This window comes from Ensifer sp. ENS02 (assembly GCF_014851885.1).
Lineage (GTDB): Bacteria > Pseudomonadota > Alphaproteobacteria > Rhizobiales > Rhizobiaceae > Ensifer > Ensifer adhaerens.
Genome location: NZ_JACVAO010000006.1, coordinates 33913 through 47827, shown reverse-complemented (window position 1 = coordinate 47827; position 13915 = coordinate 33913). Strand labels below are relative to the sequence as shown.

The 13915-nt window shown below is 63.2% G+C and carries 6 protein-coding genes; 4 read left to right on the top strand and 2 right to left on the bottom strand.

Features of this window, described 5'->3' with window-relative positions; translation table 11 throughout:
- Window positions 1-2: 2 nt before the first annotated feature.
- Window positions 3-602, bottom strand: coding sequence for a bifunctional nicotinamidase/pyrazinamidase (gene pncA / locus IB262_RS13915; protein ID WP_112976047.1), 600 nt, complete (start codon window positions 600-602; stop codon window positions 3-5).
- 181 nt (window positions 603-783) lie between these two features.
- Entirely contained in the window at window positions 784-1965 is a 1182-nt protein-coding gene (locus tag IB262_RS13910) for a polysaccharide biosynthesis/export family protein (RefSeq protein WP_112976033.1), read from the bottom strand.
- Window positions 1966-2373: 408 nt separating this feature from the next.
- Between IB262_RS13910 and IB262_RS13905 the strand changes: the two genes are divergently transcribed.
- The 4 genes from IB262_RS13905 to IB262_RS13890 all read left to right on the top strand — a co-directional run bounded on the left by IB262_RS13905 (window position 2374) and on the right by IB262_RS13890 (window position 13911).
- On the top strand, window positions 2374-9885 hold the full coding sequence (locus IB262_RS13905) for a type I polyketide synthase (RefSeq protein ID WP_112976034.1): 7512 nt from the start codon (window positions 2374-2376) through the stop codon (window positions 9883-9885).
- Window positions 9882-11297 carry an aminotransferase class I/II-fold pyridoxal phosphate-dependent enzyme gene (locus tag IB262_RS13900; RefSeq protein ID WP_060522318.1) on the top strand — a complete coding sequence of 472 codons (1416 nt, stop codon included), beginning with the start codon at window positions 9882-9884 and terminating at the stop codon, window positions 11295-11297. The genes IB262_RS13905 and IB262_RS13900 overlap by 4 nt, the downstream gene beginning before the upstream one ends.
- Before the next feature lie 84 nt (window positions 11298-11381).
- Window positions 11382-12221, top strand: a complete 840-nt coding sequence (locus tag IB262_RS13895) for an SDR family oxidoreductase (RefSeq protein WP_112976035.1) — start codon at window positions 11382-11384, stop codon at window positions 12219-12221.
- Window positions 12222-12318: 97 nt separating this feature from the next.
- Window positions 12319-13911 (top strand): LTA synthase family protein, encoded by a 1593-nt coding sequence (locus tag IB262_RS13890; RefSeq protein WP_034797021.1) that lies wholly within the window; start codon window positions 12319-12321, stop codon window positions 13909-13911.
- The last annotated feature ends 4 nt before the right edge of the window (window positions 13912-13915 follow it).

The window sequence follows — 13915 nt, the reverse complement described above, 5'->3', positions numbered from 1 at the left end:
GGCTAGTTCAGCTCGACGCCGGCATCACGCATACGCGTCACCATGGCATGAAGCGAGCCGTTGAGGTCGATGCCCCGACAGGCATCGAGAACGACCGTGGTCGAGAATCCCTGCGCGACCGCGTCGAGCGCGGAGAAGGCGACGCAGAAATCGGTCGCGAGCCCGCAGAGCGTCACCTTTTTGATACCGCGGTCCCTGAGATAGCCGGAAAGGCCGGTCGGCGTCCGGCGGTCGTTTTCAAAGAAGGCGGAATAGCTGTCGATTTGCGCGCGGAAACCCTTGCGGATCAAAAGTTCGGCGCGGGTCCATTCGAGCGCCGGATGGAAATCAGCACCGGCGCTGCCCTGCACGCAATGATCCGGCCAGAGCGTCTGCGCGCCATAGGGCATGGCGATCATTTCGAAGGGATTTTTGCCGGGATGGCTGGAGGCAAAGCTGGAGTGGCCGGCCGGATGCCAATCCTGGGTCAGAACCACATGCTCGAAGCGGTCGATCAGCCCGTTAATCATCGGCACGATCTCGTCGCCGCCCGCAACACCAAGCGCTCCGCCCGGGCAGAAATCGTTCTGCACATCCACGACGATCAACGCTTTATCCGCCATCATTCACCTCTGGACGATCAACTGCTTATCGATCACCAAAATCGATTTAAGTCCAAGATCAATCACAGAATTTGAGCGACGACAAGCCAGTTCCGCAGGCTTCCGAGATCGGAAGGGCAGATAAGCAAAAAGGGCGTCGGCCATGGCCGACGCCCCCCCCTTGAAAAACTATTGAACACGATCAGTTGCCGTTGAGATTGTCCGCGATCGCAAAACCGGAATTGGCGATTCCGACCGGTTGGGCGACGAAGTTCAGGAACTTCGAGAAATCGACCGACGGGTGACGCGAGGCATAGATGACGTCGCGGTTCTTGACCGGGAAGGTCTGGCCGACAATCAGGCTGTCCGGCTTGCTCATGTCGAAGCGGTAGACGATCGGGTAGCGACCGACGCTGTCGGTCTTCATGCCCTTACGCAGCATCTCGCTGAAACGCTGCTGGCCGAGCAGGCTCATGACCACATCAGGCTCTTCGTAACGGAAAATGAAGTAGCCCTTCATGTCGAGCGTGTAGTCCGAGCCACCGCCAGCAAGGCCCATCGCCTCGAGCAGATTGAGATCGTTGGCGCCGAATTCGACGCGCTGGTTGGCCTTGACCGCACCGAGGATCGTGAAGCGGCGCGGATCGCGCGTCACGAAGATCTGGTCGCCCGGCTTGACGTGAATATTTTCCGACGGGTTCTCGATGATCGATTTCAGGAGAACCGTTCCGGTCTTCTTGCCGCGCACCAGCGTGACGAAGGTCTCGTAGGGCTGCGCGACCGGGCCACCGGCCTTGGCGATGACCTCATTGATCGTTTCGTCGACGAGGCTCAGTGGCACCACCGACGATTTGCCGACGGCACCCGAAACCGTAACGTTGCGCGACGCGGTGCTCATGCTCGTGACGATGACGTCGGGCTCAACGGCCTTCTGCTTCAGCGCTTCCAGAATTTCCTGGCGCGCCTGCTCCAGCGTCAGGCCGGCAAACTTGACCGGGCCGACATAGGGGATGGCAGCCTTGCCATCCGGCTGAACGACGAGATCGATGCTCGTCTGCTTGGAATCCTGCGTCGAGAACAAGCCGTCGCTGCCGGCTTCGAAGATCGAGACCTTAAGCTGGTCGCCAACGCCGATGACGACGCGGCCAACACCGCCGCCAATGCCGAAACGGCGATTAAGCGTCGAGGAGACATAATCGGAAACGAGACGCGCGGAGCGTCCGTCCACATCGACGATGTCGAAAACCGTTGCATTCTGGCGGCCGATCTCGGCGCCTGACTGGCCGGCGTCCTTGACGATCGCTCCGGCCAGCGGCCCTTCACCAGGCACAGCCTGACACCCGACGAGGGCGGAACAAAGCAGAAGGGCACTGACTCGTTTCAACTACGACACTCCACATTCGGCACAGCCATGATTTTGCTCATGGTTCCGCGCCGCATCATCCCCCGGCAGGGAATTTCGCCGGTCTCTGAAAAGCACAATCGCCGTCCCACAACAAGTCATCCCAAGACCAAGACGGGCAATTTATTTGAGCCCGCGTCTTTCTGGTCATACCTTCGATACCTTGAGCGTGGTTTGTCGCCCGATCCGACTTGGACTGGCGTTGACAGCGTGTATATCTTCAGTCTTTGGGGTTGAAAGCTAGGGACTTTAAGTTAAAAGCTGACTAATGAGGCGGAACGAATATAGCTGGGGATAGCCCGCAAGCATGACGATTGGCGATTGCATTTCAACTTCCGCCGCGCAATCGCAGGTGCAACTTTAACGGCATTTTAGAGCGTTCGATCATACATGGCTGTTGAGATTATTGGGCGTGCATGCCTCGCCCCTGGAGCAGAATCGCCCTCGGCGTTGTTCAAACTTCTACGTCAGGGCAAGTGCACCGTCACCAGCATTCCATCGGATCGCTGGGACGTGGCGCGATTCTGGCATCCCGTCATGGGCACGCAGGGGAAGACCTATTCCTTCGCGGCCGGCGTGCTGGATCAACTCTATGATTTCGATCCGGCCGTCTTCGGCATGTCGCAGCGCGAGGCCATGTATATGGACCCGCAGCAGCGCGTGCTGCTCCAGCTCGCCTGGCGGGCGCTTGAAGACGCCAACATCTCGGCGACGTCGCTGCACGGCGAAAACGTCGGTGTCTATATCGGCGCATCGAGCCTCGACCACGCCAACCTGACGGTCGAGGATCCGGCCGCGGCTGGCCCGTACTTCATGACCGGCAACACCCTGTCGATCGTCTCCAACCGCATCTCGCACATCTTCGGCCTCAGCGGCCCGAGCATGACGGTCGACACCGCCTGTTCCTCCTCGCTGGTCGCCCTCGACCAGGCGATGCGGGCGCTCAACGCCGGGGAGATCGACACGGCGATCGTCGGCGGCGTCAACATCCTTGCCCACCCCCTGCCCTTCGTCGGCTTCGCCCAGGCACGCATGCTGTCGCCGGAAGGCCTCTGCCGCGCCTATGACAACGACGGCGCCGGCTACGTGCGCGCCGAAGGCGGCGTGGTCTTCGTGCTGCGCCGTTCCGATCGGGCGCGCCGCGAGAAAGACCGCAGCTATGCGCGCATCGTCGCGACCGGCGTGAATTCAGCCGGCCGCACCAACGGCATTTCGCTGCCGTCGCGCGAAGCCCAGGCCAACCTGCTGAGAGCGATCTACGAAGGAAACGGCATCGACGCCAATCAGGTGGCCTTCGTCGAAGGCCACGGTACCGGCACCAAGGTCGGCGACCCGGCGGAAGTCTGGTCGATCGGAACGGTCATCGGCGCCAAGCGCCGGGCGCCTGTGCCGATCGGCTCGATCAAGTCGAACATCGGCCATACGGAACCCGCCTCCGGCCTCTTCGGCATGCTGAAGGCCATGATGGCGCTTGAGAACAACTACCTGCCGGCTTCGTTGCACTTCGACACGCCGAACGAGCATATCGATTTCGACGGCCTGAACGTCCGTGTCACGGCAAACCCGATCGAGCTTCTGCGCGGCAAACGCGCGCGTCTTGCCGGCATCAACTCGTTCGGCTTCGGCGGCGCCAATGCGCACGTCGTTATCAGCGACCCGGAACCGGCCGCCGATGAAAAGGCCGCAAACCCGTCGTCTTCGGGACATGTGTTCCTCGCAAGCGCTCATACGCAGTCGAGCCTGGAAGCCCTTCTCAAGGATTACAAGACCGCTTTCGCGCATGCTTCCAAGGGTGAAGCCCGTGCGATGATCGCCGCATCGGGTGCCAACCGCACCCATATGCGCCATCGGTTTGCCGCTCGCAGCGACCAGCCCGAAGATATCGTCCGTGCGATCGCCAGCCACCTGGAAAAGCCCGGCTCGGATATCGGTGAGGTCGGCGAGGCCGTCGTTCGCGACGCCAAGGTCGCGTTCGTGTTCTCCGGCAACGGCTCGCAATGGGCCGGCATGGGTGTGGAAGCCTTCCGCGAAAACCTGCATTTCCGCCAGTGTTTCACCTCGGTCAGCGCGCTGTTCAAGTTCCATTCGGATATCGCGCTCACCGATCTCCTGACCGATCCTGATCTCGACAAGAAGCTTGCCGACACCAAGATCGCCCAGCCGCTGCTGTTTGCGGTGCAGGCCGCCCTGTCGGATTCGCTGGTTGCCATGGGCATCAAGCCGGTCGCCGTCTTCGGTCACTCCGTCGGCGAAATCGCCGCGGCCTATGCCGCCGGCGCGCTGTCGCTCGTCGATGCCGTTTCGATCGTTGCGAAACGTTCGCTGCATCAGGACCTGCTTGCCGGCCACGGCACGATGGCGGCCGTCATGCTCGGTGAAGAGGCTGCTCGCGCCTTTGCCGAGGCTCGCGGTCTTGACGAACTCTGCGTTGCTGCGGTCAACGCCCATAATTCCGTGACGATCTCGGGCCCGGCCGACCAGATCTCGGCCTTCCGCGATGCCGCCCGCAAGGCGAAGATCCCGGTCCAGATCCTCGACATCAACTATCCGTTCCATCATCCGATCATCGATCGGGCGAAGGATGCCTTCCTCTCGGACATCCCCGATATCGCACCGCGCCGCACCGAACTCGCCTATCTTTCGACGGTCACTGGTGCCGCGCTCGAGGGCACGCAGCTCGATCCGGATTACTGGTGGAAGAACGTTCGCGAGCCGGTCCGCTTCCAGGCGGCTGCGGAAGCCGCGATCGAAATGGGCTGCCGCCTGTTCATCGAGATTTCGCCGCGCCCGATCCTGTCGTCCTACGTCAAGGAGACGATCAAGCAGGCAGCAGCCCCCGGCATGGTGGTGCCCACGCTGCTCAGAGACGTCGCCGAAAGCGGCCAGGATCCGATCTCGGCCGCGATGGCACGTGCCGTTGCGCACGGCGCCGTCGTGGATACGACCCGGGTATTCGGCAAGCGCAATGCATCGATCGCCCTGCCAAGCCTGCCCTTCGAGCCCGTCGAGCTGCGCCCAGCGGCAACAACTGATGCCACCGACCTGTTCGGCCGGATTGCCAGACCATACCGCCTGACCGGCTGGCGCAGCGATCCGAACAGCGGCAGCTGGAAAAACCATATCGACGCCCATCTCTTCCCGGATCTTGCCGAACACGTGGTGGACGGCAAGGCGATCCTGCCGGGCAGCGGCTTCATCGAGATCGCCGTTGCTGCGGCACAGCAGTTCTATGGCAGCGAAGAAGTCGAGATCGCCAATCTCGAAATCGTCCGGCCGCTGGAACTCAGCGACACAAAAATCATGGAGCTGTCGACCGTCCTTTCGCCAGAGACCGGCGACCTCGAAATCCGCTCGCGTGAACGGCTGTCGGAAGACGACTGGGCCGTGCACGCGGTTGCCCGCTGCCGCAAGCCGCTGCCGGCCGGGGACCGCGCCTATCCGTCGCTCGCAGGCCTCGCCAAGACGGCAACGGTGGCACCGGGTCGCGCCTATGAGACGGCGCGGCAATTCGGCCTCGACTACGGTCCTCGCTTCCAGCTGCTCGCAAAAGCGGTTGCCTATGGCGACCGCCTGGTCGATGTCGAGCTGAAGACGGCCGAAGCCACCGGACACCCGCTGGTCAGCTATGCCCTGAACCCGATCTCGGTCGATGCGACCTTCCACGGGCTGGTGGCGCTCTTCGACCGATTCACCGGCGACAAGAGCGGCGCACCCTATATTCCCGTCCGCTTCGGTTCGGTTCGTGTCGTCAATGGCGGCCTGCCGATCGCGCGCGCGACGATCGAAATTGAACGCGTCAGCACCAATTCGATCAAGGCGAAGTTCCACTTCTTCGGCCAGTCGGGCGAGCCGATCGCGCATTTCGAGGATTGCCGTTTCCGCCGCACCTATCTGCGCAAGCACAAGACGCTCGATGCGCTGTCCTTCCACTACGAGGCAGTACAATCGGAAGCCGCCCTGCCAGGCCTTCTGCGCAACAGCCTTGCGCCGGTATCGATCGCAATGCCGGCCCCCGGCGAGGCTGGTGTCGACAATGCGACGCTGCTCTTCAATGCCGCGATCTACCGCGCCTGCCAGGAGATCGCCCTCAAGCTCGGTAAGGGGCGTTCCACGATCCAGGGCGGCAATCTGCCTGGCGATTTCGCCTTCCAGTGTTTTCTGACGAGCTGCCTCTACGTGCTCGAAGATGCCGGGCTCTGTGAGCACAAGGATGGTGTGTGGACCGTCGCGCAGGAATTCAACCTGCCGAGCGTGCCTGAAATTCTGAGCGAACTTTACGGCGAGCGGCCTGACCGCGCCGTCGAGGCCGTGCTGATCAACAACGCCTATGCGGAAGCCCTTGCCCGCATCGATGCCTTGCATGCGGGCGACGAAGCGGCCTCGGGATCGAGCTTCATCAGCGACGCCACGATCGACCATCAGGCGGTTCATTCGGAGGCAAGCCGCCAGCGCATGACCTTCGTGCTGGAGGCTGTCGAAACGGCCCTATCGGCACAGTCCGCCGGAGCGCGCCTGCGCATCGTCGAACTCGGCAGCGTATCCGCCGGTTTCACTAAGCGTCTGGCCACTCTTGCCGAAAAGCATGGTGCAAGCCTCACCGTGTTCGAAGCACGCGATAACGCCCAGCGCGGCCTTGAGCTGGCCTTCGAAAACGACGCCCATGTACACATCCTCAAGAAGGGCGAACTCGCGACGCTTGCGGCCTTCGATCTTGCTGTCAGCGCGTCCGACGGGTTCTACGGCCTGATCGAGGACGATGTGGCGGTTCGCACAGCGTTGCGCACGGCACTGCGCCCTACGGGTGGGCTGATTGCCGCGGTCAGCGCGCCATCGCTGTTCAACGACTTCGCGCTTGGCCTGTCCGAAGGCTGGTTCGCGCGCAGCCAGACGGCGGAGTTTCCGATCGGCAACCTCGCGGCGGCGCCGCACTGGCAGAAATGCCTCGACGATCTCGACCTGCGGGACACCGACATTGCCGACCGCGAATGTGCAAGCGGCAACGTCATCCTGCTCGAAGCGCGTGGCGCAGCAACTGCTTCCGCAGACGCGGCGGTGCCGGCATCCGTCCCCCACCTGCTGCTGGAGATCGCGGGGCACGAACAGCGCGAGCCCTCTGGTTCAGCCATTCGCGTCAGCCTGACCGGCGACGCGGCTGCGGACAAGGCCGCGCTCCTGCCAGCCTTCGAGACGCTGGGGGGCCAACCGCTTCGGGCAGTCTTCCTTGCCTTGCCGGCGGCCGCGTCGCGCACCGACGATTCCGCCTCTCTACAAACACAGATCCTCGCGCTCGGCACGTTTGCCGAAGCATTGCGCCAGCATATCGGCGGTGCGGAGCCAGCGGAGGACAAACGGCCCCGTCTCCTGCTTGTCGCGCCCGGCGGCGCACCGATCGCCAGCCGGACGGTCGGCGAGGCGGTCGCAAGCGACGGCGTCAATGCCGGCCTCTGGGCTTTCGCACGCGTGCTTCAGAACGAATACGAGTTCCTCGACGTCCACTCGCTCGACATCGACGGTTCACCGACGACGGATGCTCAGATGGCTGCGGCATTGCCGCTGCTTGGCGCGATGGGAGTAAACCGCGAATGGCTGCTCGAAGGCGAGGCTGGCGCTGCGCTTTCGGAGATCCGCGCCGTGCCCGGCCCAGTCGACAATGCGCACGCGGCAACGGCTGCCTTCAAGGCTGCAACCATCCGCCAGCGCGTCAGCTCTCAGGTGGGCAGCATCGTCTGGGAAGAAAGCGACATCCCCTCGGCAGGCCCGGGTGAAGTCGTCGTCGCGGTCGCAGCCACCGGCCTCAACTTCCGTGACGTAATGTGGGCGATGGGCCTTCTGCCGGAAGAGGCGCTCGAAGACGGCTTCGCAGGCGCGACGATCGGCATGGAGCTTTCCGGCCACGTGGTCGCGGTCGGCGACGGCGTCGATGACCTCGCCGTGGGCGATGCCGTCATGGCGATTGCATCCTCCGCCTTCTCGACCCACGCAGTCGTTTCGCGCGCCGGCGTCGCCAGGTTGCCGCAATCGGTCAGCCCCGTCGCCGCGGCGACGGTTCCGGTCGCGTTCCTGACTGCCTATTACGCGATGGTCGAGCTTGGACGGATCCAGCCTGACGAAACGATCCTCATCCATGGCGCCGCCGGCGGCGTCGGCCTTGCCGCGCTGCAGGTCGCAAAGCTGAAGGGCGCCAGGATCATCGCCACGGCAGGATCGCGCGAGAAGCGTCGCTTCCTGTCGATGCTGGGTGCCGATCACGTCTTCGATTCCCGTTCGCTCGATTTCGTCAACGACGTTCGCGCCGTGACGGGCGGTGAAGGCGTCGATCTCGTGCTCAACTCGCTGTTCGCCGAGGCCATGGAGCAGAGCCTGGCGCTGGTGAAGCCCTTTGGCCGCTTCCTTGAGCTTGGCAAGCGCGACTATTACGCCGACAGCAAGATCGGCCTTCGGCCGTTCCGCCGCAATGTCAGCTATTTCGGCATCGACGCCGACCAGTTGCTGGTCAATCAGCCGAAGCTGACCAAGCGGATCTTCACCGAGATCGGTGCGCTGTTCGAAGACGGCAAGCTGACGCCGCTTCCCTATCGCGCCTTCGACTTCGACGAGATCGGCAACGCCTTCCGACTGATGCAGAATGCCGGGCATATCGGCAAGATCGTCGTGCTTCCTCCGGTCGCCGGCACGCATCGCGTTGCCAAGCGTCCGCATGGCGGCATGAAGGTCGATCCGAACGGCATGCATCTCGTCGTCGGCGGCATCGGCGGTTTCGGCCTGGCTGCCGCCAACTGGCTCGTCGAAAAGGGTGCGACGAAGGTCGCGCTCTGCTCACGCCGCGGCCTGGCGGACGCCGAAACGACGGCAATGATCGAAGCTTGGACGAAGGCTGGCGTATCCGCCACGGTTCATGCCTGCGACGTCACCGATCCGGCAGCGACGGAGCGCCTGCTCAAGACGTTGCGCGCCGTGGCACCGCTGCGCTCGATCGTCCATGCCGCGATGGTGCTCGACGACGCGCTGATCAGCAACCTCAACCGCGAGCGAAACCGGCCGGTCATCGACACCAAGGCCAAGGGTGCCGCGGTTCTCGATCAACTGACCAGCAACGACAAGATCGACAACTTCATCCTGTTCTCGTCGGCGACGACACTCGTCGGCAACCCCGGACAGGCGAATTACGTCGCAGCCAACGGCTATCTCGAAGGTCTCGCCCGCGCCCGTCGCGCACGCGGCCTTGCGGGTCTCGCCGTCGGGTTCGGCGCCATCGCCGACAGGGGCTATCTGGTCCAGAACACGGATGTGAACGACATCCTCGCCAAGCGCATCGGCAAGACGGCGCTGAAGGCGCAGACGGCACTCGACATGGTCGAGAGCCACCTGGCCTTCGATCCAGGCACCGTCGATGCGGCAACCGTGATGATCTCGGAGATCGACTGGTCGGCGGCACGCAATCTGCCTGTCGCCAAGAACGCGCTCTTCGAAGTCATCCTGCGTAGCGCCGACCAGCATGCGACGGGCGGCGAAGGCACCAAGATGGACCTCGTCGCGATGATCGAGGGCAAGTCGCCGCAGGAAGCCGAAGACATTCTCTTCGACCTCGTCGCCGGCGAGATCGCCGCAATCCTGCGCGTATCGAAGGATACGGTCACGCGCAGCAAGGTTCTGAAGGAAATCGGCCTCGACAGCCTCATGGCCGTCGAACTCGGCATGAGCTTCCAGCAGAACACCGGCTTCGACATGCCGCTCAGCGGCGTCGCCGACAACACGACGGTTGGCGATGTCGCCCGCAAGCTCTATGAGAAGGTGAGCAAGCGCGACCAGAGCGACGATGCCGAGCCCGCCGACGACAAGATTGTCAGCGAACTTGCGCAGCGGCACGTCGGAACGGCGAAGGAAAAAGCACAAGGCCAATGAGCACGAACGGAAACGGTCCAGGCGCATCCAAGATGACCAGCAGCCTCAAAGAGAACCTGCTGGACCGGATGAGAAACACGCATCAATCCTCCGAGCGCAACCGCATGGCGCGCTCGGAGCGGGAGATGCCGCCGCCGGCACGCCGGCAGCAGGCCCGTTTCGAAGACCTGCCGGAATACAAGCAGGTGATGACCCAGAAGTTCGCAAGCGAGCAGCTCGGCATCGCCAATCCGTTCTATCGTGCGCACCAGACGGCGGCGGGCGCGACCACCGTCATCGACGGCCGGAAGCTGATCAACTTCGCCTCCTATGACTATCTTGGCCTCAATCGCCATGCGGAGGTGCTTGCGCGGGCACGCGATACCATCGGCACCTTCGGCATTTCCGCCTCGGCGAGCCGCCTCGTCGCCGGCGAGCGTCCGGTGCATGTGGCGCTGGAAGAGAAGATCGCCGGCTTCTATGGCGTCGATGCCGCCGTCTGTTTCGTCAGCGGCTATCTCACCAATGTCGCCGCCATCAGCTGCCTGATGGGACCGAAGGACCTCGTCGTCCACGACGAGTTCATCCACAACAGCGCCCTTGCCGGCGTCAAGCTCTCGGGCGCGACACGACGCCTGTTCAAGCACAATGACGTCGCCGACCTCGAACACGTGCTGCGCACGGTCGCCGGCGACTATCGCCGCATCATGGTCATCGTCGAGGGCATCTACTCGATGGACGGCGACGTCGCCGACCTGCCGGCGCTTCTGAAGCTCCGGGCCGAATATGGCTTCTGGCTGATGGTCGACGAAGCGCATTCGCTCGGCGTTCTCGGCAAGACCGGCCGCGGGCTTGCAGAGCATTTCGGCGTCGATCCCCGCGAGATCGACATCTGGATGGGCACGCTCTCCAAGACCACGTCGAGCTGCGGCGGCTACATCGCCGGCAGCGAAGCGCTGGTCGAGGTGCTGAAGGCATCGGCCGGCGGCTTCGTCTACAGCGTCGGCCTTGCGCCGGTGCTGGCGGCCGCGGCAACCACAAGCCTGGAGGTGCTGGAACGGGAGCCGACGCGCACGGCGGCGCTGCGCCGCAACGGCGCGCTCTTCCTCAAGCTTGCCAAGGAAGCGGGGCTCGACACCGGCCTCAGCAGCGGATTTTCCGTGGTTCCGGTTCTGGTTGGTGATTCCCTGCGTGCGGTGCAGCTGTCGAACGACCTGCTTGCCGAAGGGGTCAATGCGCTGCCGATCATCCACCCGGCGGTCCCGGAAGGCCTGGCTCGGCTGCGCTTCTTCATCACCAGCGACCACACGGAAGAGCAGATCCGGCGCACGGTAACACTCACGGCCGAGCGTCTGGCCGACCTTACCGAACGCAACTTCGGCCTTGGCGGCATCGACATCGACCAGATGATGAAAGCGCTCTCGGCGCGCTGACCCGATCGCATTTGCTGCCGGGTCAGGTGGTCGCGGAAGCAGAGCCGCTTCGCACTCTCCCGAACTCTGGAGCGGAATACCAGCATGGCGCATGTGATCATTACCGGTGGCTCGAGCGGTATCGGATTTGCGGTCGCATCGATCTACGCGGCGCGCGGGGCGCGCCTCTCGCTGATTGCCCGCTCCCGTGGCCTCCTGGAAGGCGCGCAGGCAAAACTTATCGCATCCAGTGGGGCGAACGCCGACAGCATCCGGATCGAGGCCGCCGACGTCGCGGTGGAAAACGATGTCGAAGCGGCCATCCGTCGGTGCGAACAGGCCTTCGGCCCCTGCGATATCCTGGTAGCATCGGCCGGCATCGTCGAACCCGGCCGGTTCGAGGAGCTCGACAGCGCCTCGTTCCGGCAGCAGATGGACACTAATTTCTCCGGCACGGTGCATGCTGTCCGGGCGGTCTATGACAGCATGAAGCGGCGCCGTCGGGGCCGGATCATGATGATCTCGTCCGGCGCAGGGCTACTCGGCATCTATGGTTATTCGGCCTATTGCGCCTCCAAGTTCGCCGTGCACGGCTTCGCCCAGGCGCTGCGTTCAGAAGCCCGTCCGCACGGCGTCAGTGTCTCCGTCTGTTTTCCGCCGGATACGGAAACGCCGCAGTTTCAGCGCGAGCTGGCGGCTCGCCCGCCGGAAGCCGCCAGGATCATGGGCACGGTCCGGCCCTGGCCGGCCGAAGCGGTGGCCAAGCGGATCGTCAAGGGAACCGACCGCGGCCGGTTCGAAGTCTATTTCGGCACGACATTGTTTCTACTTGGACGCTTCGCTCCCGCCGTTCGTCCCCTGCTCAACTGGTGGTTCGACCGGGCGATTGTGCGGTGCAGCAACACGGCGACGCATAATCGTGGAGTGTCCGAGCACCGGACCTGACGGCGCTTGTACCTAGCATCGATAAGATCTAAGTGTCGGGCGGACGCTGTGCCGCATAAAGCGGCATCGGCCGGCATGAAGACATGAAGGTTTCCGCTTGGCGTTGCTTCCCTTTCAGCTGCACGACTATCCGATAACACTGACGCTTAGTTGTTATCTGCTGTCCTGCGCGGTGATCTTCTTCACCGACCGTTTCGCCCTGCCGAAGCGGGAGCGGCGCGCCAATCCTTCGCCTTTCGGACGCACGCAGGACGTGATCGACGTGCTTGCCCGCCTGCCTGTCATCGCTCTGGTCTTTGCCGGTTTCTTCGCCGGATCCTGGCGTCCGCTCTATGCGGCGGCGGGCACGATGAGCTTCTTCATCATCTTCACCGGCATTTCCCGCGCCAAGTTCAAGTTCATCCGTGAACCGCTGATCTTTTCCGACATCGCGCTGGTCGTCGACGTGTTCAAGTACAAGACGATCTTCTATGCGAGCTCGCTGAACGTCGTCTTCTGGACCGTCGCCTTCCTCTACGTCTTTGGCGTTTCCGGCCTCTACATGTATTTCGAGCCGGCGATTCTGCCGGACCGGGGCAAAGCCTTCTGGATCCTCGTGATGCTCGGCATCGCCTATGGTCCCTGGCTCCTGCTCTTCTACGGCCCGGTGAACCGCCCGACGGCCGCGCTGGTACAGCGGCTGCTCAAGGTTCTCGACGTCAAGATGAACACGGTGCGCTTCGGTACCTTCGGCTCGGTCGTCTTCCGTTTCATCATCTGGCTCGGTGTGCGTCGCGAAAAGATCGTCGCGGATCTCTCCAAGATCGTCCGGGCCGCCGTGCAGGATCTGATCGGTGACGACGGCTCGCCGCTGATCGTCGTCTGGCAATCGGAATCCTTCATCGACATGCGGCACTTCGGCGTCGATACGCTGAAACTGCCGACGCTCGACCGGCTGCGGCGCGAGGCGGTTCAGTGGGGCCGGCTCAGCAGCGTGTTCGAAGGCGGCTATACGCTGCGCACCGAATTCGCCGTCATCAGCGGCCTGGTGCCCGACGATATTCATGTCGACGCCAGCTATCCCTATCTGCGCGCATCGCACTATGCCGACGTCGTCTGGCCCGGAAAGTTGAAGCGTGCCGGCTGGAATACCCACTTCATCCATCCTTATGACCGGACCTTCTTCCTCAGGCACAAGGCGATGCCGCAGCTCGGCTTCTCAAAGCTGACGATGCTCGACGGTTTCGACCATCGCCCAGAGCGAGACGGACCCTACGTCTCCGACGAGAAGCTCGCGGCGAAGGTGATCGACGCAAGCGAGAAGCTGCCCGAAGACGAAAGCGGCTTCATCTTCGTCGCATCCATGGCCAATCACGGCCCATGGGAGCCGGGCCGCGTCGGAGACCTCACCAATCCCGTCGACATCTATCTGGCCATCCTCGAGCAGTCCGATGCGGCGCTCAACACATTGAGCGAACACCTCGACAAGCTCGACCGTCCAGTCTGGCTCGTCTTCTACGGCGATCACGCACCGCTGCTCAAATCCTTCGCCGACCCCTTCCCGGATCCGCGCACCGACTATCTGATCGTGCCGCTCGCCAAGGCAAAGCGGTCGTCCCACAAGCCGGCCGAACCGAGCAGCGTCGAGGCCTGGAACCTGATCGAGGCGCTTCTCAACCACGCGAACCTGAGAAAGGATACGCTGCGCTAGCGGC

Coding starts and splice junctions, on each gene's coding strand:
- pncA (WP_112976047.1), bottom strand. CDS start 602: ATGGCGGATAAAGCGTTGATCGTCGTGGATGTGCAGAACGATTTCTGC.
- IB262_RS13905 (WP_112976034.1), top strand. CDS start 2,374: ATGGCTGTTGAGATTATTGGGCGTGCATGCCTCGCCCCTGGAGCAGAA.
- IB262_RS13900 (WP_060522318.1), top strand. CDS start 9,882: ATGAGCACGAACGGAAACGGTCCAGGCGCATCCAAGATGACCAGCAGC.
- IB262_RS13895 (WP_112976035.1), top strand. CDS start 11,382: ATGGCGCATGTGATCATTACCGGTGGCTCGAGCGGTATCGGATTTGCG.